The 20,662-nt window shown below is 67.0% G+C and carries 21 protein-coding genes; 16 read left to right on the top strand and 5 right to left on the bottom strand.

What is annotated here, in order from left to right; all coding sequences use genetic code 11:
- The first annotated feature begins 38 nt into the window (after positions 1–38).
- The 5 genes from KHB019_RS14400 to KHB019_RS14380 all read left to right on the top strand — a co-directional run bounded on the left by KHB019_RS14400 (position 39) and on the right by KHB019_RS14380 (position 5,451).
- Positions 39–1,046 (top strand): EamA family transporter, encoded by a 1,008-nt coding sequence (locus KHB019_RS14400; RefSeq protein ID WP_337459280.1) that lies wholly within the window; start codon positions 39–41, stop codon positions 1,044–1,046.
- A gap of 127 nt (positions 1,047–1,173) precedes the next feature.
- On the top strand, positions 1,174–1,848 hold the full coding sequence (locus KHB019_RS14395) for a GntR family transcriptional regulator (protein ID WP_230102716.1): 675 nt from the start codon (positions 1,174–1,176) through the stop codon (positions 1,846–1,848).
- Positions 1,845–3,362 carry an MmgE/PrpD family protein gene (locus KHB019_RS14390; protein WP_230102717.1) on the top strand — a complete coding sequence of 506 codons (1,518 nt, stop codon included), beginning with the start codon at positions 1,845–1,847 and terminating at the stop codon, positions 3,360–3,362. The genes KHB019_RS14395 and KHB019_RS14390 overlap by 4 nt, the downstream gene beginning before the upstream one ends.
- A complete protein-coding gene (gene prpB, locus KHB019_RS14385) occupies positions 3,362–4,264 on the top strand; it encodes a methylisocitrate lyase (RefSeq protein ID WP_230102718.1) in 903 nt (300 codons plus the stop codon). The genes KHB019_RS14390 and prpB overlap by 1 nt, the downstream gene beginning before the upstream one ends.
- 2 nt (positions 4,265–4,266) lie before the next feature.
- Positions 4,267–5,451, top strand: a complete 1,185-nt coding sequence (locus KHB019_RS14380; RefSeq protein WP_443193217.1) for a bifunctional 2-methylcitrate synthase/citrate synthase — start codon at positions 4,267–4,269, stop codon at positions 5,449–5,451.
- A gap of 7 nt (positions 5,452–5,458) precedes the next feature.
- Here KHB019_RS14380 and KHB019_RS14375 read toward each other — a convergent pair whose 3' ends face one another.
- A complete protein-coding gene (locus tag KHB019_RS14375; protein WP_337459279.1) occupies positions 5,459–6,046 on the bottom strand; it encodes an antibiotic biosynthesis monooxygenase in 588 nt (195 codons plus the stop codon).
- Positions 6,047–6,165: 119 nt separating this feature from the next.
- Here KHB019_RS14375 and KHB019_RS14370 point away from each other — a divergent pair, with 119 nt between their 5' ends.
- The 8 genes from KHB019_RS14370 to KHB019_RS14335 all read left to right on the top strand — a co-directional run bounded on the left by KHB019_RS14370 (position 6,166) and on the right by KHB019_RS14335 (position 14,598).
- On the top strand, positions 6,166–7,344 hold the full coding sequence (locus tag KHB019_RS14370; protein WP_230102721.1) for a thiolase family protein: 1,179 nt from the start codon (positions 6,166–6,168) through the stop codon (positions 7,342–7,344).
- A gap of 134 nt (positions 7,345–7,478) precedes the next feature.
- Complete coding sequence (locus tag KHB019_RS14365; RefSeq protein ID WP_230102722.1) at positions 7,479–8,573, top strand: ScyD/ScyE family protein; 1,095 nt, start codon at positions 7,479–7,481, stop codon at positions 8,571–8,573.
- Between the two features lie 279 nt (positions 8,574–8,852).
- On the top strand, positions 8,853–10,355 hold the full coding sequence (locus tag KHB019_RS14360) for a CoA-acylating methylmalonate-semialdehyde dehydrogenase (RefSeq protein WP_325472050.1): 1,503 nt from the start codon (positions 8,853–8,855) through the stop codon (positions 10,353–10,355).
- Positions 10,356–10,378: 23 nt separating this feature from the next.
- Positions 10,379–11,578, top strand: coding sequence for an acyl-CoA dehydrogenase family protein (locus KHB019_RS14355; protein WP_414684065.1), 1,200 nt, complete (start codon positions 10,379–10,381; stop codon positions 11,576–11,578).
- The gene (gene mmsB / locus KHB019_RS14350) at positions 11,575–12,462 is read left to right on the top strand and encodes a 3-hydroxyisobutyrate dehydrogenase (protein ID WP_337459278.1); all 888 of its coding nucleotides are present in this window, start codon (positions 11,575–11,577) and stop codon (positions 12,460–12,462) included. The genes KHB019_RS14355 and mmsB overlap by 4 nt, the downstream gene beginning before the upstream one ends.
- A gap of 46 nt (positions 12,463–12,508) precedes the next feature.
- Entirely contained in the window at positions 12,509–13,285 is a 777-nt protein-coding gene (locus tag KHB019_RS14345; protein ID WP_337459277.1) for an enoyl-CoA hydratase, read from the top strand.
- A 93-nt stretch (positions 13,286–13,378) separates the two neighbouring features.
- Positions 13,379–13,729 (top strand): transposase, encoded by a 351-nt coding sequence (locus KHB019_RS14340; protein WP_337459276.1) that lies wholly within the window; start codon positions 13,379–13,381, stop codon positions 13,727–13,729.
- Positions 13,726–14,598: an IS3 family transposase gene (locus KHB019_RS14335; protein WP_337459275.1), complete on the top strand. Its 873-nt coding sequence runs from the start codon at positions 13,726–13,728 to the stop codon at positions 14,596–14,598. Before KHB019_RS14340 ends, KHB019_RS14335 begins: the two co-directional genes overlap by 4 nt.
- A 114-nt stretch (positions 14,599–14,712) precedes the next feature.
- On the opposite strand, the gene KHB019_RS14330 is transcribed toward KHB019_RS14335, so the two are convergent.
- The 4 genes from KHB019_RS14330 to KHB019_RS14315 form a co-directional block, all read right to left on the bottom strand.
- Entirely contained in the window at positions 14,713–15,156 is a 444-nt protein-coding gene (locus KHB019_RS14330) for a YdeI/OmpD-associated family protein (protein ID WP_230102727.1), read from the bottom strand.
- A gap of 62 nt (positions 15,157–15,218) precedes the next feature.
- Positions 15,219–15,755 carry a MarR family winged helix-turn-helix transcriptional regulator gene (locus KHB019_RS14325; RefSeq protein ID WP_230102728.1) on the bottom strand — a complete coding sequence of 179 codons (537 nt, stop codon included), beginning with the start codon at positions 15,753–15,755 and terminating at the stop codon, positions 15,219–15,221.
- Between the two features lie 47 nt (positions 15,756–15,802).
- Positions 15,803–16,240 (bottom strand): cupin domain-containing protein, encoded by a 438-nt coding sequence (locus tag KHB019_RS14320; RefSeq protein WP_414684058.1) that lies wholly within the window; start codon positions 16,238–16,240, stop codon positions 15,803–15,805.
- Between the two features lie 21 nt (positions 16,241–16,261).
- On the bottom strand, positions 16,262–17,110 hold the full coding sequence (locus tag KHB019_RS14315) for a fumarylacetoacetate hydrolase family protein (RefSeq protein WP_230102729.1): 849 nt from the start codon (positions 17,108–17,110) through the stop codon (positions 16,262–16,264).
- A gap of 92 nt (positions 17,111–17,202) precedes the next feature.
- Here KHB019_RS14315 and KHB019_RS14310 point away from each other — a divergent pair, with 92 nt between their 5' ends.
- The 3 genes from KHB019_RS14310 (at position 17,203) to KHB019_RS14300 (ending at position 20,652) form a co-directional block, all read left to right on the top strand.
- Positions 17,203–18,297 carry an NADH:flavin oxidoreductase/NADH oxidase gene (locus tag KHB019_RS14310; RefSeq protein WP_230102730.1) on the top strand — a complete coding sequence of 365 codons (1,095 nt, stop codon included), beginning with the start codon at positions 17,203–17,205 and terminating at the stop codon, positions 18,295–18,297.
- A gap of 84 nt (positions 18,298–18,381) precedes the next feature.
- On the top strand, positions 18,382–19,014 hold the full coding sequence (locus KHB019_RS14305) for a TetR/AcrR family transcriptional regulator (RefSeq protein WP_325472047.1): 633 nt from the start codon (positions 18,382–18,384) through the stop codon (positions 19,012–19,014).
- A gap of 96 nt (positions 19,015–19,110) precedes the next feature.
- Positions 19,111–20,652 (top strand): class I adenylate-forming enzyme family protein, encoded by a 1,542-nt coding sequence (locus tag KHB019_RS14300; protein WP_230102732.1) that lies wholly within the window; start codon positions 19,111–19,113, stop codon positions 20,650–20,652.
- The last annotated feature ends 10 nt before the right edge of the window (positions 20,653–20,662 follow it).

Raw genomic sequence — 20,662 nt, 5'->3', positions numbered from 1 at the left:
TTGACACCTTACACCGCCGCGGGATAACGTCATCTATCATGAGCACTTTGGCGAATGACACGAGTGCGCGCACCGGGCTGCGGCTCGGTCTGCCGCTGGCGATCGCTGCGGCCTTCACATTCGGGATGTCCGGTGCGTGGGCGCGCGGACTCATCGACGCCGGGTGGACGCCGGGCGCCGCTGTCACCGTTCGGATCTGGGTCGCGGCGATCGTGCTGCTGATCCCGACGGTCATCTCGCTGCGCGGGCGATGGAAGCTGTTGCGCAAGAACGCCGGGATCATCGCCACGTACGGTCTGCTCGCCGTGACGGCGACGCAGCTGTTCTACTTTCAGGCCGTCGCCGTGATGGACGTCGGGCTCGCCCTGCTCATCGAGTACACCGCGCCGATCGCCGTCGTGCTGTGGCTGTGGATGCGCCGAGGCGAGAAGCCCACGCGGCGTAGCATCCTGGGCGCCCTCATCGCATTCGTCGGGCTCGTGCTGATGCTCGACGTGCTCTCCGGGCGCACCGTCGACATCGGCGGCATCCTCTGGGCGTTCGGCGCCATGGTCGGTGCCGCGGCGTACTTCGTGCTGTCGGGCAAGAGCGACACCGGGCTGCCGCCTCTGGTGCTCGCCGGTGCGGGACTCTTCGTCGGCGCACTCGGGCTGACGGTCGCGGGTGCAGTCGGAATCCTTCCGATGTCGTGGAACACGGATGACGTGACCTATCGGTTCGGGACAGTGCCCTGGTTCGTGCCCGTGCTGGCCATCGGCATCGTCGCGACGGCGCTGGCGTACGTGCTCGGGATCGCCTCGACCCGCCTGCTCGGCTCGCGTCTGGCCTCGTTCATCGCGCTCGCCGAGGTCGTTGCCGCTCTGCTGTTCGGCTGGCTGCTGCTCGGACAGCTGCCGAACCTCCTCCAGGGTGTCGGTGCGGCGCTGGTGCTGGCCGGTGTCGTCGTGGTGAAACTCGGCGAGCCGGCGGCATCCGACGGCGTTGCATCCACCGCGGGTGATCCCGCACTCGCCCTCCCCGCCGAGGAGCTCGCCGAACCCTCTTGATCTCGACCGGCGGCGGGGCGAGACTTGCCGTGCCGGCGTCGATGCCGACTGAGTTGTCCTGTATACCTTCAGCCCGCCCTAGTGAACATTGGCGCCCCTTCACGCGATTTATGTATACACTAGCCATGTGAGCACCACAGTCGAGCGCACCAGAGCGAGTGATCGCGCATACGCGACGCTTCTCGAAGAGATCCAGTCCGGCGCGCTCGCTCCTGGCACCGTGCTCGCCGAGGTCGAGCAGGCCGCGCGGCTCGGCGTCAGCCGCACCCCGCTGCGCGAGGCGCTTCAGCAGCTGAGTGCCGCCGGACTCGTCGAACAGCAGTCGCCACGGGTCACCGTCGTCAGCGGCATCGATGCCGACGACATCCGTTCGCTGTTCGAGATCCGCCGCGCGCTCGAGGAGTCCGCTGCGCGCCTGGCCGCAGAACGCGGCGATGCCGAGCAGTTCGGCGCTCTGGCATCCGAATTCGCGCTCGCCGGAGCATCCCTCGGGGCTGCAACAGGGCGTGACGACTACTACGCGCTCATCGCCCGCTTCGACGCGGCCGTCGATGCCGCCGTCGACAACGACTACATCGCCGCAGCCCTGCGCACCGTCCGCACGCACCTCGTGCGGGTGCGACGCATGGCGCGCGACAACCCTGAGCGATTGGCCGCGTCTGTCGCCGAGCACCGCCTCATCGCCGAAGCACTCGCCGAACGCGACGGCGAGCTCGCCGCTCACGCCACGCACGTGCACCTGCGCAACGCGCTCACCAGCATCCTCGATTCCCTGCACGCCGAAAGCGAAGGACAGCCATGACCGTCAACCACCACGTCCGCGTCTACAAGAGCGAAGAGGACCTGCCCCGCGGGGAGCAGCTGGCCTGGAAGATCGCCGAGGTCGCGGCCGATGCCGTCGAGATCGAGAAGGACGTCGTCGACATGATCATCAACCGCATCATCGACAATGCGTCGGTGGCTGCGGCATCCCTCACCCGGGCCCCGATCGTCGCCGCCCGCGACCAGGCCTTCAGCCATCCTGTGTCAACCGGCGGGCAGGGGGCGTCCGTCTTCGGCGCCGCGCTCGAGAAGCGCACCAGCCCGGAGTGGGCGGCGTGGGCGAACGGCGTCGCCGTCCGCGAGCTGGACTACCACGACACGTTCCTCGCGGCCGAGTACTCGCACCCCGGCGACAACATCCCGCCGATCCTCGCGGTCGCGCAGCACGTCGGCGCCGACGGCCGCGCGCTGGTCCGCGGTATCGCAACCGGCTACGAGATCCAGGTGGATCTCGTGAAGGCGATCTGCCTGCACAAGCACAAGATCGACCACGTCGCGCACCTGGGCCCGTCGGCCGCGGCCGGCATCGGCACCCTGCTCGGCCTCGACACCGAGACGATCTACCAGGCCGTCGCGCAGGCGCTGCACACGACGACCGCCACTCGGCAGAGCCGCAAGGGCGAGATCTCCACGTGGAAGGCGCATGCCCCGGCGTTCGCCGGGAAGATGGCCGTCGAGGCCGTCGATCGCGCCATGCGCGGCCAGACCAGCCCGTCGCCGATCTACGAAGGCGAAGACGGCGTCATCGCCTGGATGCTGGACGGCAAGGACGCCGCGTACGAGGTGCCGCTGCCCGCAGCCGGTGAGGCGAAGCGCGCGATCCTCGACACGTACACGAAGGAGCACTCCGCCGAGTACCAGGCGCAGGCGTGGATCGACCTGGCGCGCAAGCTGCACAACGAGGGCGTCGACACCTCTGCGATCGCTTCTGTTGTTCTTCACACCTCGCACCACACGCACTACGTGATCGGCTCCGGGGCGAACGACCCGCAGAAGTACGACCCGAAGGCGTCGCGCGAGACGCTCGACCACTCGATCCCGTACATCTTCACCGTCGCGCTGCAGGACGGCACGTGGCACCACGTCGACTCGTACGCTCCTTCGCGGGCTGCGCGTCCCGACACCGTCGAGCTGTGGAACAAGGTCACCACGCTCGAGGACGCCGAATGGACGCGCCGCTACCACTCGAACGACATCGCCGAGAAGGCATTCGGCGGCCGCGTGGAGATCACGTTCACCGACGGGACGACGCTGGTCGACGAGATCGCCGTGGCGGATGCACATCCGCTGGGCGCTCGTCCGTTCGCCCGCGAGAACTACATCGCGAAGTTCCGGCTGCTGGCCGAGCCGGTGCTCGAAGAGGCGGAGATCGAGCGGTTCCTCTCGCTGGTGCAGCGGCTGCCCGAGCTGTCAGCCGCCGAGGTCGCAGAGCTCTCGATCATCGCGAAGCCCGGTGTCGTGGCATCCGAACCCGCCACCAAGGGACTGTTCTGATGCTGTACGCGCACACCACGCCCGCCGAGAAGCGGCGGCTGTTCCGGGAGCGGCTCGCGACCGGTGAGCTGCTGCGCTTCCCCGGCGCGTTCAATCCGCTGTCTGCGCGACTCATCGAGCAGAAGGGGTTCGAGGGTGTGTACATCTCGGGCGCCGTGCTGTCGGCCGATCTCGGCCTGCCCGACATCGGGCTGACGACGCTCACCGAGGTCGCCGGCCGCGGCCAGCAGATCGCGCGGATGACCGAGCTGCCGGCGATCATCGACGCCGACACCGGGTTCGGCGAGCCGATGAACGTTGCGCGCACGATCCAGACGCTCGAGGATGCCGGCCTCGCCGGCGCCCACATCGAGGACCAGATCAACCCGAAGCGGTGCGGTCACCTCGACGGCAAGGCCGTCGTCGATGCGGACACGGCGGTCAAGCGCATCCGCGCCGCCGTCGATGCGCGGCGCGACTCGAATTTTCTGATCATGGCCAGGACGGATATCGCGGCCGTGGACGGTCTCGAGGCGGCGAAGGATCGCGCGAAGGCGCTGGTGGATGCCGGAGCGGATGCGATCTTCCCCGAGGCGATGCGGTCGCTCGAGGAGTTCGCCGCGATCCGGGATGCCGTCGACGTGCCGATCCTGGCCAACATGACCGAGTTCGGTAAATCGGACCTGTTCTCGGTCGACCAGTTGCGGAATGTCGGCGTGAACATCGTCATCTGGCCGGTGTCTCTCTTGCGTCTGGCCATGGGCGCGGCCGGTCGGGGCCTCGATACCCTGTTGGAGGAAGGGCACCTGACCGGCAAGCTCGGCGAGATGCAGCACCGTGCCGACCTCTATGACCTGATCGACTACGAGTCGTACAACCACTTCGACTCCGGGGTCTTCAACTTCACCATCACGAAGGAGTGAGCATGACCGACATCAAGAAGGGCCTGGCCGGAGTCGTCGCGGACGAGACGGCGATCAGCAAGGTCAACCCTGAGACGAACAGCCTGCTCTACCGCGGCTACCCGGTGCAGGAGCTCGCCGCGACCCAGTCGTTCGAGGCGGTCGCGTATCTGCTCTGGCATGGCGAGCTGCCCACGGCATCCGAACTGGCGGCCTTCCGCGCGAGCGAGCGCAAGCACCGAGCGCTCAGCCCTGCGGTCAAGGAGGCGATCGACCGCCTGCCGATCGACTCGCACCCGATGGACGAAGTGCGCACCGCGGTCAGCGTGATCGGCGCGATCGAGACGGCCGGCATCACGAACGTCCTGGATGCGGTCGGCACCGCTGAGGAGAATCTCGAGCGGAGCCTGCAGCTGTTCGCGGCTCTTCCCGCGATCGTGTCGTACGGGCAGCGGCGTCGTCGCGGCCTGGACGCGGTCGAGTCGCGCGATGACCTCGACTACGCGGCGAACTTCCTGTGGTTGACGTTCGGTGAAGAGCCGGATGCCGTCGTCGTCGACGCTTTCAACCGGTCGATGATCCTGTATGCGGAGCACTCCTTCAATGCGTCCACGTTCACGGCGCGGGTGATCACGTCGACACTGAGCGACCTGTACTCGGCTGTGGTCGGTGCGATCGGCGCGCTGAAGGGCCCCCTGCACGGGGGCGCCAATGAAGCCGTGATGCACATCTTCGATGAGATCGGGACGGCTTCTGAGGTTTCGGGATGGCTGGACACCGCGCTCGCCGAGAAGCGCAAGATCATGGGCTTCGGACACCGCGTCTACAAGCGCGGCGACTCGCGCGTGCCGACGATGAAGGCCGCGCTCGACACGCTCGTCGAGCACTACGACCGACCGGATGTCGCCGAGCTCTACTCGACGCTCGAGGACGAGTTCGTCTCGCGGAAGGGCATCTACCCGAACCTGGATTACCCGTCGGGTCCGGCGTACAACCTCATCGGATACGACACGCTCACGTTCACGCCGCTGTTCATCGCGGCGCGCATCACCGGGTGGACCGCACACATTCTGGAGCAGCAGGCGTCGAACGCGCTGATCCGCCCGCTGTCGGCATACAACGGACCGGATGAGCGGCACATTGACGAGTACGTGCCGGACACCGCTGCGATCGATGTGCAGGAGCGGCCGGAGGAGGCGGCGGGCTGAGCCGGGGTCAGCGATTCAGCCACGGGCGCAGCATCAGTGTCACCCACGGCAGCACCCAGTACGTCATGATCGGCGTCAGCACGACGGTCGTGGCGAGCGCGCGCAGCCAGATCGGCAGCAGGTCCCACCCGGGGACAGGCGCGATCGCGTAATTGAACGCGAGGTTGACGGGGAAGAACCCGAGCCAGATCGACACGGCCTGCTTCCAGCGCGGCGGTGTGTGCACCATCGCGACCGTCGTCGTGCCGCCGGTATCCGGGTTCGGGACCGTGATGGTTCCGGTGGTCGGCTCGTCGAACCAGCCCTCGATGCCGGTGCGGCGCTTGGTGCGCTCGCTGAGCACGAACCCTTCGCCCATCGACAGCCACCACTCGCGTTCGGGGGACCTCTCCCAGGTGACGAGGTCCTCTTCGGTGGCGAAGCGGTACAGCATGTGCCAGACGTGCGAGTCCTGGCCGGCCCGCACCCACCCTGAGCCGAGGAACCCGGGATAGCGGTTTGCGAGATTCACGCCGGTCTGCACCCAGGCGGTCGCCTCGGGCACGTGCTCGGGGTCGACCTCGCGGCGGATGGACACGGTGATGGGCTCGGACAAGGTGGGTCCTCGGGATGCTGCTCGGATGTGAGTGTGGGGAGTGGGCGGCGGATGGCCGCATACGAGTGTAAGTGAGCGGATACCGCGCCGCCTGCGGGTTTGCGGGGCAGACTGGGACCATGAGCAATGAAGCCGTCGTCGTCGATGTCGTCCGCACCCCGGTAGGGCGCGGCAAGCCCGGCGGGGTGCTGTCGGAGGTGCATCCGGTCGATCTCGCTGCCGGAGTGCTGCAGCAGATCCTCGAGCGCAACGGGCTGGAATCGACGCAGGTCGACGACGTGCTGCTCGGATGCGTGAGCCAGATCGGCGAGCAGGCGATGAACATCGCACGGCAGGCGGCGCTGGCGGCCGGGTTCGACGAGACCGTCCCGGCGACGACCATCGACCGGCAGTGCGGTTCGAGTCAGCAGGCCGTGCACTTCGCCGCACAGGGCATCGCCGCCGGAGCCTATGACATCGTCATCGTCGGGGGAGTGGAGTCGATGAGCCGCGTGCCGCTCGGCTCATCGCTCGCCGGCGTCTCGCCGATGTCGCCGCGCATGCGCGCACGCTACCCGGACGGCCTCGTGAACCAGGGCGTGTCTGCCGAGCTCATCGCCCAGAAGTGGAACCTCACCCGTGACGACCTCGACGCGTTCGCCGCCGAGTCGCACCGGCGTGCAGCGCAAGCGTGGGAGGGCGGATTCTTCGACCGGACGATCGTCCCCGTGCCCGAGGCGCCGGAGGCGCGGGGCGACGAGACCGTGCGCGCCGGAACCACCGTCGACAAGCTCGCCGGGCTCCCGGCATCCTTCCGCACCGACGCGCTCGCGGCCCGCTTCCCGGAGCTGGACTGGCGCATCACGCCGGGCAACTCCTCGCCGCTGACCGACGGTGCCTCCGCCGCCCTGCTGATGAGCGCCGAGCGCGCCGAAGCATTGGGGCTGACTCCGCGTGCGCGTTTCCGCGCGTTCGACGTGGTCGGCGATAATCCGATGTTCATGCTGACGGGGCCGATTCCGGCATCCCACCGGGTGCTCGAGCGGGCAGGACTCGGCATCGATGACCTCGACGCGTATGAAGTGAACGAGGCATTCGCCTCGGTACCGCTGGCGTGGGCCGCGGAACTCGACGCCGACCCCGCCAGGCTCAATCCGCGGGGCGGCGCGATCGCGCTCGGGCATGCGCTCGGCTCATCGGGCACGCGGCTGCTCGGCACGCTGCTCGACCACCTCCACGCGACGGGTGGCCGCTACGGCCTGCAGACGATGTGCGAGGGCGGCGGTATGGCCAACGCGCTGATCGTCGAGACGCTCTGACTCCTGATCTGCCCAAATGGGGGGATCGTCGGCGCCAAGATGGGGCATAACCCCGATTGCAGCCGCCGCACCGCGGAGGAGAATCCCGGATGAGTCGTCGCTGAGGACGGCTCACACCGAGATCGGAGTTAGGTATGCGCAGCATTCGAATGGTTCTCGCCGCGGCGGCTGCCGTGGCATTGGGCCTCGGACTCCCCGCGACCGCGACGGCCGCATCCGACCCGCCAGTCCCGCAGGAGTGGTCCACGCAGCTTGGCGCGCCCTTCAGCATCGCCCTCGACGGCACGCGCGTGTACATCGCCGATGGAGCGACGGGGACGATCGGCCAGTTGCAGCCCGACGGACAGGTCGCTCCGCTCGTCGAAGGCATCCCGGGTCTAACGGGCCTCGCGATCCGCGGCGCATCGATGGCCTGGGGATCGTCGATCGAGGACGGATCCACCGAACCTCCGGTGATTCTGCAGAGCGGGCTCAACATCCGCGGCCCGAAGGGGGCGACCGTCTACGCCGATCTGCACGCGTACGAGGTCGCGAACAACCCTGATGGGGCCAACACCTACGGCATCATCGACCCGAGCCAGTGCGTCATCGACGCCGCCGGCGAGATGCCGCTGAGCTACCCGGGCCTGATCGATGCGCACGCCTACAACGTCGCGTCGTGGAAGGGCGATTGGCTGGTCGCCGATGCAGGTGCCAACGCCGTGATGAGGGTGACCGACTCCGGGCAGATCAGCACGCTGGCGGTGCTGCCGCCCGTGCCGGTGACGCTCACCGCCGAGACCGCCGGGATGCTCGGCCTGCCCGCGTGTGCGGCGGGTGACACCTACTATGTCGAACCGGTGCCAACAGGCGTCGCCGTCGGCAGTGGCAACACGATCTACGTCACCACCCTGCCGGGCTTCCCTGGGGAGAGCGCCTCGCAAGGGGCGCTGTGGGAGGTCGACGCCAGAAGTGGCTCTGTCACGCAGCTCGTGTCCGGACTGTCCGGTCCGACGAGCGCAGCGGTCAAAGGCAAGGACGTCTATGTCGCTGAACTGTTCGGCGCAGGGGTGACCAAAGTCACCGCCGGTACCCCGTCGACGTACGCCGCCCTCAGCGGGGCACTCTCTGTGGCGGTCACATCCAACGGCACAGTGTGGGCGGCGACGGCGGATCTCTCCGGCGGTCCTGGCACGATCGTCAGCATCGCGAAGGGCAAGGTGCACGTGAACGGAAACATCGTCCGCTGACACGGCATCGCAGAAAGGCAAGACCCCCGCCGACCCGATTCGGCGGGGGTCTTTTCGGGAGCTGAGCTCACCGTGCGCGGAAAGCTTCTGACTACCCGATCCGGTCTGAGTCGCTCCGCGCAAGAGCAGTTCTACGTGCCGAAAGTGTCTCATCGGTGAACGCGCCGGGAACACCAGGACCGAGTGCGTTTCGAAGGATACAAGGACGCCCTAGTAAATCCCCGGGATGCCGAGTAATCTGGACATCACGCCAAAGAAGGCGTGAAGGGACAGTGCACAATGACTCGTACAATCCCGCATCTCATAGGCGGATCGCTCATCACGCCGGATGCCGGACGCTTCAGTGACGTTTTCGATCCGAGCACCGGTGCCGTGCAGGCGCGGGTGCCGCTGGCTTCGGCCGATGAGGTTTGTCGCGTGATCGAGAACGCCGAGGCTGCCCAGCCGGGATGGGCGGCCACCAATGCCCAGAAGCGCGCTCGGGTCCTGATGCGCTTCGTCGATCTCGTGAATCGTGACATGAACGCGCTTGCCGAGCTCCTCTCCAGTGAGCACGGCAAGACCCTCGACGACGCCAAGGGTGATATCCAGCGCGGTCTCGAGGTCATCGAGGTCTGCATCGGTGCACCGCACCTGCTCAAGGGCGAGTACTCCACGCAGGCGGGCACCGGCATCGACGTGTACTCGATGCGTCAGCCGCTCGGCGTGGTCGCCGGCATCACGCCGTTCAACTTCCCTGCCATGATCCCGCTGTGGAAGGCGGGGCCGGCGCTCGCCGCCGGCAACGCCTTCATCCTCAAGCCCAGTGAGCGCGACCCCTCGGTACCGGTTCGTCTGGCCGAGCTGTTCCTGGAAGCGGGTCTGCCCGAGGGAATCCTCAACGTCATCCACGGCGATAAGGAAGCCGTCGACACGCTGCTCGCCGACGACCGCGTCAAGGCGGTCGGCTTCGTCGGATCCACCCCGATCGCGCAGTACATCTATGAGACCGCAGCCGCGCACGGCAAGCGCGCGCAGTGCTTCGGCGGCGCGAAGAACCACATGATCGTGATGCCCGACGCCGACCTCGACCAGGCGGTCGACGCTCTCATCGGCTCCGGCTACGGCTCGGCGGGCGAGCGTTGCATGGCGATCTCGGTCGCGGTCCCCGTCGGCAAGGAGACCGCCGACGCCCTCGCCGCCAAGCTCACCGAGCGGGTCGCGCAACTCAAGATCGGACCCTCGCTCTCCCAGGGCGTCGACTACGGGCCGCTCGTCAGCCGCGCCGCGGTCGAGCGCGTCGAGGACTACATCCAGCAGGGCGTGGATGCCGGAGCGACACTGCTCGCCGACGGCCGAGGCTTCTCCGTCGACGGGCATGAGGAGGGCTTCTACCTCGGCCCGACGCTGTTCGACAACGTGACGACGGACATGTCGATCTACCGCGAGGAGATCTTCGGACCGGTGCTCGTGATCGCGCGGGCGAACGACTACGAAGAGGCGCTGGCGATGGCCTCCGACCACGAATTCGGGAACGGCGTCGCGATCTTCACCCGCGACGGCGACGCAGCCCGCGACTTCACCGCACGCGTGAACGTGGGCATGGTCGGCGTCAACGTGCCGATCCCCGTCCCGATCGCGTACTTCACGTTCGGCGGCTGGAAGAAGTCCGGCTTCGGAGACCTCAACCAGCACGGCGCCGACGCCTTCCGCTTCTACACGAAGACCAAGACGGTGACGAGCCGCTGGCTGTCTCATGACACCCGTGACGGCGCCAGCTTCGTCATCCCGACCATGCACTGAGCCCACAAGGAACGCACATGACGATGATCACCACCACCGCCGAAGAGCGCGAGGCCATCCTCGGCGCCGTGCGCGAATACGCCGAGACGGAGTTGGCCCCGTTCTCGGGCGAGCGCGATGAGAAGCACCTGTTCCCGAGGGAGTCGCTGCACCGCGGCGGCGAACTGGGGCTGGGCGGCATCTACGTCCGCGAGGAGTCCGGCGGCACCGGCCTCTCCCGGGTCGACACCGTCGCGATCTTCGAGGAGCTCGCGAAGGGCGACCCCGCCATCGCGTCGTACATCTCCATCCACAACATGGTCGCCTGGATGATCGACACCTACGGCGACGAGTCCCAGCGCGGCCGCTGGCTGCCCGAACTCACCGGGATGTCAGGGTTCGGCAGCTACTGCCTCACCGAGCCGGGTGCAGGATCGGACGCCGCAGCCATCGCGACCAGCGCGGTCCGCGAGGGCGACGAGTTCGTCCTCACCGGTGTCAAGCAGTTCATCTCCGGCGCCGGCGAAGCGGCGGTCTACGTCGTCATGGCTCGCACCGGCGACTCTGCAAGCGGCGCTCGCGGCATCAGCGCATTCCTCGTCCCCGGCGATGCCGACGGGCTGAGCTTCGGTGCGCTGGAGAAGAAGATGGGCTGGCACGCGCAGCCCACGCGCCAGGTGATCTTCGACGGCGTCCGTGTTCCGGCATCCGCCATGCTCGGCGACGAGGGAACCGGATTCGCGATCGCGATGTCGGCTCTCAACGGCGGCCGGCTCAACATCGCCGCCTGCTCGCTCGGCGGCGCGCAATGGGCGCTCGACCGCGCCGTGCAGTACGTGCACGAGCGAGTCGCATTCGGTGAGCCGCTCGCCGAGAAGCAGTCGATCCTGTTCGCCGTCGCCGACATGCGCACCGAACTGCAGGCCGCGCGGCTGATGGTCAGGGACGGCGCACAGGCTGTGGACGAGAAGGCTCCGGATGCCACGATGCGCTGCGCCATGGCCAAGCGCTTCGCGACGGATGCCGGATTCGACGTCGCCAACCGTGCTCTTCAGCTGCACGGCGGGTACGGCTACCTTCAGGACTACGGAATCGAGAAGGTCGTTCGCGACCTGCGCGTCCACCAGATCCTGGAGGGGACCAACGAGATCATGCGACTCATCGTGGGCCGCGAGATGCTCCGCCCCGCAGGCTCCGCATCCATGCGCAGCACGGCGAGCGAACCGGTGAGGAGCGCATCATGACCCGTATCGCCTTCCTGGGCCTCGGACACATGGGGCTGCCGATGGCCCTGAACCTGGTCAAGGCGGGTCACGATGTCGTCGCCTTCGACGTGATGGAGGTCGCGCGTTCCGCCGCTGCCGACGCCGGGTTGGTCGTCGGCGAGTCGGGGCCGGAGGCCGCGGCCGGTGCGGACGTCGTCATCACGATGTTCCCGGCGGGCAAGCACGTGCTCGAGGCGTATCAGGGCGGGCTGCTGGCCGCCGCCGCTCCTGGCACGTTGTTCATCGAGTCGTCGACGATCGCCGTCGACGAGGCACGCGCTGCGCACGAACTCGCTCTTGCAGCGGGGCATCGCAACGTGGATGCCCCGGTCTCGGGTGGCGTGGTCGGAGCCGAGAACGGCACGCTCGCGTTCATGGTCGGCGGGTCCGATGAGGACTTCGAGGCGGCCCGCCCCCTGCTCGAGGCGATGGGCAAGCGGATCGTGCACTGCGGCGGGCCAGGCCTCGGCCAGGCGGCGAAGGTGTGCAACAACATGATCCTCGCGGTATCGCAGATCGTCGTGGGTGAGGCGTTCGTGCTGGGCGAGCGCCTCGGCCTCGCACACGAAGCCCTGTACGACGTGGTGTCGCAGGCGTCGGGGCAGTGCTGGGCGCTGTCGACCAACTGCCCTGTACCCGGACCGGTTCCGACGAGTCCGGCGAACCGCGACTACCAGCCGGGGTTCGCCGGAGCGCTCATGGCGAAGGACCTCGGGCTCGCGCTGAAGGCGATCGAGCAGACCGACACCGACGCGAAGATGGGCCGACTGGCGCAGGAGCTGTACGCGGCCTTCGCCTCCGGCGACGGCGCCGGTCGCGACTTCTCCGGCATCATCACCGACATCCGCGACGGCCGCGTCTGACCGGCATCCGGCAGACTTGAGCACGACCCCGACGGAGAGGAATCCGATGACCGAGTATGAGACGATCCTTGTCGAGCAACGCGGACGCGTGGGCTGGATCATCCTGAACCGCCCGCACGCGCTGAACGCCCTGAACGGGCAGATCGCCGACGAGGTCACGGCTGCGGCCACCGCTTTCGACCGCGATGAGGGCGTCGGTGCGATCGTCGTGACCGGTTCCGAGAAGGCGTTCGCCGCCGGCGCCGACATCAAGGAGATGGAGGGGATGACGGCATCCGACATGCTCTCCACCGATCACTTCGGTGCGTGGACCGAATTCGCCGCAGTCCGCACTCCCGTCATCGCCGCTGTGAGCGGCTTCGCACTCGGCGGCGGATGCGAGCTCGCGATGATGTGCGACATCATCCTCGCCGCCGACACCGCGAAGTTCGGTCAGCCCGAGATCAACCTCGGGGTGATCCCCGGAATGGGCGGCACGCAGCGCCTCATCCGGGCTGTCGGGTACTACAAGGCGGCGGAGCTCGTCCTGTCGGGGCGTCTGATGGGCGCCGAGGAGGCGGAGCGTGCCGGTCTCGTGTCGCGGGTGGTGCCGGCATCCGATCTGCTGGATGAGGCGACGAAGCTCGCTGAGACCATCGCGTCGAAGAGCCTGCCATCGGTCTACGCCGCGAAGGCCGCGCTGGATGCCGCGATGGAGACGACCCTCGCCGAGGGCCTCGCACACGAGAAGCAGGCCTTCGCGGCGCTCTTCGACACCGAGGATCAGAAGGAAGGGATGAGCGCCTTCCGCGAGAAGCGGTCGCCGAACTTCACGAACCGGTAGGCGGCTCGGCCCACTTGCACGACGCGGGCACACCTGCACGGCGAAAGCGGATGGGGTGGCCCAGGGATGGTGGAGTCTTGTCTTGGTGATGTGATGAGTGATGAGAAGAAGCGGCGTGTGGATCGGCGTCCGCGGAAGACGGATCGGCGGTGGTATTCGCCGGAGGAGCGTGCGAGCGCGGTGCGGATCGTGCGGGAGTCGCCGGGGCGGACGATCCGCGATATCGCGGCAGATCTCGGCCTGAAGGAAGACACGTTGTATGCGTGGGTCGTGCGGGCGCGGAAGGCGCAAATCGATCCTGACGGGTCGATGTCGGATGCCGCTCGGCGGCGGATCTGGGAGCTTGAGCGGGAGAATGCCCGGTTGCAGAGGGATCTTGATTTTGAGAGAAAAGCGAAGGCCTTCATCCGGCAGATCTCGCACCGGCGGAACGATTCGCGGTGATCGAGGGGATGAAGGCGCAGTTCCCTGTTTCGTATCTGTGTGAGCGTTTCGCGGTGTCCGAGTCGGGGTTCTATGCCTGGCGGGGCCGGCCGCAGTCCGTGTCGGCTCTGCGCCGCTCCGTGTTGTTGGCCAAAGTGCTCGGGGCGTTCATTGACTCGGGTCGCGCGGACGGGCACCGCAAGATCACGGCGACGCTGGCCGCGGAGCATGATCTGTCGGCGAATCGGAAGACGGTGCTCAAAGCGATGCGTGGTCTGGGCCTGATGCCGCCTGCCGCGCAGGCGGCGTTCCGGCGCTCCGCCGCGCGAGCTCGCGTTGTCCCTGACCCGCCGGACCTGGTCGATCGTCGGTTTGCGATCACGGTCCCAGGGACCGTCCTCGTCGGTGACATCACTTATGTTCCGACCGCCCAGGGATGGCTTTATGTCGCGACCGTGATCGATCTGGCCACCCGGATGGTCCTCGGATACGCCACCGGGAAACGGCAGACCGCAGAACTGATCGTGACGGCGTTGCGCCGAGCGATCCGCACCGGGATCGTCACCGCTGGCGCGATCTTCCACTCGGATCACGGCACCCAGTACCGCTCGAAACGGTTCACGCGATTCTGCGGCACACACGCGATCCGCCGTTCGATGGGCGCGAAGTTCGAGTGCTGGGATAACGCGGTCGCGGAGTCGTTCTTCTCCAAGTTGAAGAACGAGCGACTGCGTTGGCTCACGTTCACGACCCGTCAGTCCGCGGCCTGGGAAGTCCGTGACTACATCGACATGTTCAACCACAAGCGGCGCCATCAAGCCCTCGGCTACGCAACACCCGCCGAGACCATGGCCCGACTCACCGCCCCGACCACACTGGTCGCGGCCTGATAAGGAGAGGAAACACGACAACACTCCACGACACGCGGGCCACCCCAGGAGGTTTGGTCGTGCACCTGTGCCGTGGTCGTGCACCTGTGCCGTGGTCGTGCATGCGTGCCCCGGTCACCCGCGCAACGCGTCGAGTACCTTCTCCAACCGCCGCTGTCGGGTCTCGTCCTGCTTCGCCTCGGTGATCTGCCGCGCCATCTCCTTGCGCTTGGACGGTGCGAACGCGTCGAAGGCCGCACGGGCGGCGGGGTCGGCATCCAGTGCCTCGGCGAGTGCCGGCGGGAGCTCCACGACACGCTCCTCGGCATCCACCCGGATCGTCACCTCGACCTCGTCGCCAGGGGAGAGCCCGACTTCGGCGCGTGCGGCCTTGCTGAAGCCGATCAGGTTCTGCCCGCCCATGCGGGCCAGGCGCAGGCGGATGCTGCGATCGCCGAAGTCGACCACGACGGGGAACGCCTTGCCGGCGCCCAGCGACGCGACCTCCTCGTCGGTGAGGACGATCGCGGCGGCAGGGCCGCGGGGCTCGAGGGTGGTGGTGAGCTGCAGTTCGGACATGCCCGTCAGGTTACGCGGAGTCGCGCTCGACCGAAACCGCGATCGCGACTGGCATCCGCAACTCAGAGCGGGTCGGGCTGGGGGCGCGGTTCGGTGAAGTCGCCGGCATCCCGGCGGAGCCTGGCGACGATGGCGACGAGGTCGGCGGTGTCGGTATCGCTGAGACCCGGGTTGGTGAAGACCTGGCTGTTGAGAGCCGCGGTCGCCCGCTCGACGAGGTCCCGTCCGGCCTCGGTGAGAGCCAGCATCGCGGCCCGCCCATCGTGCGGGTGCGGTTCGCGCACGACGAACTCGTCGCGCACCAGACGTTCGGCCGTGCTCGTGACAGTCGTGGCGTGCACCTGCAGTCGGGAGACGACGCTCGACAGCGGGAGCCGGCCGGCGCGGCTGAACGCCAGCAACCGCAGCACCTCGTAGCGGGCGAAGCTCAGCCGGAACGGCTTGAGCGCGGCATCCACTCGGGCGAGCAGAAGCTGCTGCGCCCGCATCACCGAGATGACGGCGGTCATGCCGTCGGCGGCATCGGTCCATCCGTGCGCGAGCCACTGCCGCTTCGCCTCGGCGAGCGGATCGATCGGGAGCGGACGGAGTCGGGCCACATCCTCACGCTACTGGGTGCGCCGCCCGTGCCGGCGCACCCCGCGCGTCAGTCGATGTACTTGATGTCGATGTCGGCAACGTCCTGGTTCTCGAGGTTGACCACGATGTTGTCTGGAGTGCGGGTCGTCATCCAGACGAGCTCCTCGGTGTGGCTCAGGTTGCCCTCAATGTGCGGGACAAACGGCGGAACGTAGACGAAGTCCCCCTCCGACATATAGAGAATGTCCTCATAACGCTCGCCGAAGCGGATGAAGCCGTTCCCCTTGAACACATAGCCCCCGGTCTCGGCCTCGCCGTGGTGGTGTGGATCGGAGACCTCACCGGGCCCGGTGTAGACCTTGCCGAACCAGAGGTTCTCGACCTCGGTCGTCTCGACGGAGACGCCGGAGTACCGTCGCGCCTTCGCTGTCTGGCCAGGAGCCATGGGCAGCTCGTCCTTGCGCTGAACCGAGAGCTTCTTCAACTCCTTGGGTGCATCGGTCATGATCATTCCTTTCTGTAGTGGTCAGTGTTCTGCTGCGACGGGAGAGGTGAGCGTTCCGAGCCCGTCGACCGAGATTTCGAGGACGTCGCCCGGGGTGAGCCAGAGCGCGGGCTTGCGGCCGTCACCGACACCGCCAGGAGTGCCCGTGGCGATGATGTCTCCGGGGCGCAATGTCGTCCATTCGGAGCAGTACGCGACGAGGTGGGCGACGTCGAAGACGAGTTGGTCGAGACTCGAATCCTGCACGATCTGTCCGTTGACGCGGGTCTGGATCCGCTGTGATCCCACCGCGCCGAACTCGTCGGTGGTGACGATGGCAGGGCCGAGGCTGCCACTGCGGGGGAAGTTCTTGCCGGGCGTGAACTGCGACGTATGACGCTGATAGTCGCGCAGCGATCCGTCGTTCATGATCGTGTACCCGAGTACGTGATCGAGTGCGTGCGCCTCATCAACGTGACGCGCCTCGCGCCCGATCACCACGGCGAATTCGCCCTCGTAGTCGAACGATGTGCTGTTCCCGGGAGCGACCAGGTCATCGCCGTCGCCTACGAGCGAGTCGGCGAACCTGGTGAAGATCACAGGCTTCTCAGGCCACGGCCGATTCATCTCTTTGATGTGATCGGCGTAATTGAGACCGACGCAGATGATCTTCTGTGCATCAGGGACCGGGGGGAGCAGGTCCACACTGTCGCGTGCGATCACCGTCGCGCCCGCTGCGGATTCGACGACGTCCCACAGTGCGCCGTTTCGCAGGACGTCGCCGAGCGATCGACCTGCGGAGGCTCCGACCGCACCGAGATCGCGGATGATCTCACCGTCGAGCGAGCCCCAGGAGACGCGACCCGCGTCAGTGAACGAAATGAGCTTCACGGTTCCTCCTTGAATCCGGTCTTCGATGGGCGCATGCTTCAGTGTAAACTAACAAGCAACCGTTCGCTAGAATCACGAAGAGGTGACACCTGATGCCCAAGTCCCAAGCTCCGCCTCGGTTGTTCGAGCCGATCACGTTGCGTTCGGTCACCGCGCGGCACCGGCTCTGGGTCGCGGCCATGTGTCAGTACTCCGCGCGCGACGGCGTCGTCCAGCCGTGGCACCTGGTGCACCTCGGGTCGTTCGCGATCGGCCGGGCCGGTCTGATCATCACCGAGGCGACGGCAGTGAACCCTGAGGGCCGGATCAGTTCCACCGACGCGGGGATCTGGACCGATGAGCAGGCTGCTGCCTGGGAGCCGGTCGTCGAGTTCGTACACTCGCAGGAGACGCCGATCGTCGTGCAGTTGGCTCACGCAGGGCGGAAAGCGTCGAACCGACCGCCGTTCCAGGGGCGCGGCTATTTGCCTGTCGATGAGGGCGGATGGGAGACGGTGGGGCCCTCCGGTGTCCCGTTCGGTGAGCTGCCGGAGCCACAGGCGCTGACTGCTGACGGCATCTCGGGAGTCATCGACGACTTCACCGCAGCGGCGAGGCGCGCAGTCGCCGCGGGGTTTGACGGCGTCGAGATTCACGCTGCGCACGGATACCTGCAGCACCAGTTCCTCTCGCCAATCTCGAATCGACGTGAGGATGAGTATGGCGGCAGCTACGAGAACCGCACCCGAATCGTCCGCGAGACGGTGTCAGCCGTTCGCGGCGCGATCCCGGATGGCATGCCCTTGCTCATCCGGCTCTCCGCGACGGACTGGGTGCAGGGCGGCTGGTCTCTGGCTGATACGCAGCGTCTCGTGCCCGTGCTCCGTGACCTCGGGGTCGATTTCGTCTCGATCTCGTCGGCCGGCAACGACCATCGACAGGAGATCCCGGTCGGCCCTGGCTACCAGTTGCCCCTCGCGCGTGCGGTTCGTGAGAGCGCGGGGGTGCCCGTCGGCGCGGCGGGTCTCATCACTGAGCCGCGACAAGCGGAGACGGCCCTGGTCGACGGTGGCGCGGATGTGATCTTCGCCGCGCGGCAGTTCCTCCGCGAGCCCGGGTTCGCGTTGCGAGCGGCCGCCGAGCTCGGGGGTCACCTTGAGTGGGCGAGGCAGTACCGGATGGCGCGTTTCGACGGCAGCATTCCGTGACCTTGACGCGCCCACCTGGTAGAAGTGAAGCTAGAGCGTCCTGCGGACGGACGTTCGTGTGAGCACGCGACAGGAGTATTGGGTATGACGGGGGTTACGGCCAGCGGGCAGCAGACGGCGGCGGCGATTCGACGTGAGGCGGCGGCCAGTTTCGTGAAGCACGGCTACGAGGCCACAAGCCTCCGCAACATCGCTGCTGCAGTAGGCATCAAGGTCGGAAGCCTCTACAACCACATCACGAGCAAGGAGGATCTGCTCCTCTCTGTGATGGGCGGGACGATGGATGACCTGAACGCGCTGATGGAAGAGGCTCTGGACGGTCCCACCGACCCCGTCGACAGGCTCATCGCCTTCGTCGAATGCCACATCCGATTTCACGCTGAGCGTGCGCAGGAAGTATTCATCGGCAACACCGAACTCCGGTCGTTGCGCGACGACGCGCGCGCTGAGCTCTCCCAGAAGCGCCGCGAGTATCGCAAGCTGCTGGAGGAGTTGATCGTCCGGGTAGGGGAAGCCGGTGAAGCCGACATCCTCAATGCCCGGCTTCACGCATTCAGCATCGTCGCGATCGGAACGCACGTTGCCGGCTGGTACCGCGAAGATGGCGGCCTCCCGCTCGACGAGATCATCGAGATCTACACCACCATGGTGCTCCGCAGTCTGAGCGTGGAGAACGCGGATACGCGCGTGAGCGAGCACCTCGCCACTCTCGGCTGAGTATCCGGTCTGCCGGGCTTGCGTCCGTTCTCCGATGAGCTACACTCGATGACAGACGAACGCTTGTACGTTTGTTTATGACATGGAGAAGCAAAGATGCGCACCATCGGAGAATGGACTCGGCTCAACGCTCGGCGGCACCCCGACCGAGAAGCTTTCGTCGGCATCGACGGTCGGGTGACGTTCGGCGAGGTCGCCGAGCGAGCATGGCAACTCGCCCGTGGGTTGCGCGCCGCGGGCGTGCAGCCGGGAGGCACCGTCGGCGTCCTCGCCGGCAATACAGTGTTCAACGCGGAAGTCTTCATCGGCACGGCGATCAGCGGCGGCATCTACACCGCGTACAACTGGCGGTGGGCAGCGGAAGAGTTGGCCGAGGGGATCCGCGAGAGCGAGACGTCGATCGTCGTCGTGGAGGATCGCTTCCTGTCATTGCTCAACGACGCGCTCAGCATCATCGCCGCGCGACCCGAGACGAAGCGTCTGCCGCGCGTGATCGAACAACCGCGCGTCGACGCGCTGCGCATCGGCGAGGGAGAGGCTCCCGACGTCGTCGCACCCGATGACGCCCTCTGCCTGATCTACACGGGCGGCAGCACCGGCACCTCGAAGGCCGTGGTGCTGTCGCATCGTGCGGCCACCGCGAACGCATTCAACGAGTACATCGACCTCGGGATCGGTGCACACCCCCAGGAGCGCGGCCTCCTCGTCACCCCGATGTTCCATTCAGCAGGTCTGCTGACGTGGCTGGTCACACACTTCGTGGCGGGAAAGACCACCGTGCTCGTCGACAAGTTCGACGAGCAGGAATTCGTGGAATGGGTCGGTCGTGAGCGGGCCACCAATAGCTTCATGATCCCGAACATGATGCGCCGGCTAATGCAGGCGGGCGCTTTCGAGGCCCCGGAGGTGCAGAAGCACTTCAGGGCGATGCACACGGGGGCCGGCCTGCTCCGCATGCCCAACAAGGTCGAGTTCATCGAGACCATGCCCAACGCCAAGCTGTTCTTCCGGTACGGGCTCTCAGAAGCAGGACCGATGGTGACGAGGCTCCACCATGACGACATGCTCGACCCCGGTGTCGACGGATCCATCGGTCAGGAGTACACGCTCGTCGAGTCGAAGCTGATGAGCATCGACGGCGATGATCGTGCGGTCGAGCCGGGCGAACTGGGTGAGATCTGCGTTCGCGGCCCCAGCATCATGACCGGCTACCACCGGCGGCCGCAGGCCACCGCCGAGACGATCGTCGACGGATGGTTGCACACCGGCGATCTCGCCACACAGGACGACCGCGGGTACTACTTCTTCAAAGACCGACTGAAGGAGATGATCAAGTCCGGCGGCGAGAACGTCTACTGCGTCGAGATCGAGCAGGCCCTCTATCTGCACCCCGCCGTGCTCGAAGCCGCCGTCGTCGGCGTCGCGAACGAGGCCTGGGGCGAGGAGGTCCGCGCAGTCGTGTCGTTGCGCGAGGGCCGCGAGGCCGATGCGGGGGAGCTGTCGACGTTCCTTCGCACCCAACTTGCCGGGTACAAGATCCCCAAGGAGTTCGCCTTCATGAGGGCGTCCGAACTGCCGCGCTCGGGCGCGGGAAAGCTCGTCAAGGAGCAGCTGAAGCACAAGCTCGGCTGGAACTGATCCGCCGAAG

Source organism: Microbacterium sp. KHB019 (assembly GCF_037285405.1).
In the GTDB taxonomy this organism is placed as follows: domain Bacteria; phylum Actinomycetota; class Actinomycetes; order Actinomycetales; family Microbacteriaceae; genus Microbacterium.
The sequence above is the reverse complement of the archived record's forward strand: the minus strand, read 5'-3'. Positions and strand labels throughout refer to the sequence as shown.

What these genes read in the sequence shown, in the direction of transcription:
- KHB019_RS14400 (WP_337459280.1), top strand. Translation starts at nt 39, where the DNA reads ATGAGCACTTTGGCGAATGACACGAGTGCGCGCACCGGGCTGCGGCTC.
- KHB019_RS14390 (WP_230102717.1), top strand. Translation starts at nt 1,845, where the DNA reads ATGACCGTCAACCACCACGTCCGCGTCTACAAGAGCGAAGAGGACCTG.
- prpB (WP_230102718.1), top strand. Translation starts at nt 3,362, where the DNA reads ATGCTGTACGCGCACACCACGCCCGCCGAGAAGCGGCGGCTGTTCCGG.
- KHB019_RS14380 (WP_443193217.1), top strand. Translation starts at nt 4,267, where the DNA reads ATGACCGACATCAAGAAGGGCCTGGCCGGAGTCGTCGCGGACGAGACG.
- KHB019_RS14370 (WP_230102721.1), top strand. Translation starts at nt 6,166, where the DNA reads ATGAGCAATGAAGCCGTCGTCGTCGATGTCGTCCGCACCCCGGTAGGG.
- KHB019_RS14365 (WP_230102722.1), top strand. Translation starts at nt 7,479, where the DNA reads ATGCGCAGCATTCGAATGGTTCTCGCCGCGGCGGCTGCCGTGGCATTG.
- KHB019_RS14360 (WP_325472050.1), top strand. Translation starts at nt 8,853, where the DNA reads ATGACTCGTACAATCCCGCATCTCATAGGCGGATCGCTCATCACGCCG.
- KHB019_RS14355 (WP_414684065.1), top strand. Translation starts at nt 10,379, where the DNA reads ATGATCACCACCACCGCCGAAGAGCGCGAGGCCATCCTCGGCGCCGTG.
- mmsB (WP_337459278.1), top strand. Translation starts at nt 11,575, where the DNA reads ATGACCCGTATCGCCTTCCTGGGCCTCGGACACATGGGGCTGCCGATG.
- KHB019_RS14345 (WP_337459277.1), top strand. Translation starts at nt 12,509, where the DNA reads ATGACCGAGTATGAGACGATCCTTGTCGAGCAACGCGGACGCGTGGGC.
- KHB019_RS14340 (WP_337459276.1), top strand. Translation starts at nt 13,379, where the DNA reads ATGAGTGATGAGAAGAAGCGGCGTGTGGATCGGCGTCCGCGGAAGACG.
- KHB019_RS14330 (WP_230102727.1), bottom strand. Translation starts at nt 15,156, where the DNA reads ATGTCCGAACTGCAGCTCACCACCACCCTCGAGCCCCGCGGCCCTGCC.
- KHB019_RS14320 (WP_414684058.1), bottom strand. Translation starts at nt 16,240, where the DNA reads ATGACCGATGCACCCAAGGAGTTGAAGAAGCTCTCGGTTCAGCGCAAG.
- KHB019_RS14310 (WP_230102730.1), top strand. Translation starts at nt 17,203, where the DNA reads ATGCCCAAGTCCCAAGCTCCGCCTCGGTTGTTCGAGCCGATCACGTTG.
- KHB019_RS14305 (WP_325472047.1), top strand. Translation starts at nt 18,382, where the DNA reads ATGACGGGGGTTACGGCCAGCGGGCAGCAGACGGCGGCGGCGATTCGA.
- KHB019_RS14300 (WP_230102732.1), top strand. Translation starts at nt 19,111, where the DNA reads ATGCGCACCATCGGAGAATGGACTCGGCTCAACGCTCGGCGGCACCCC.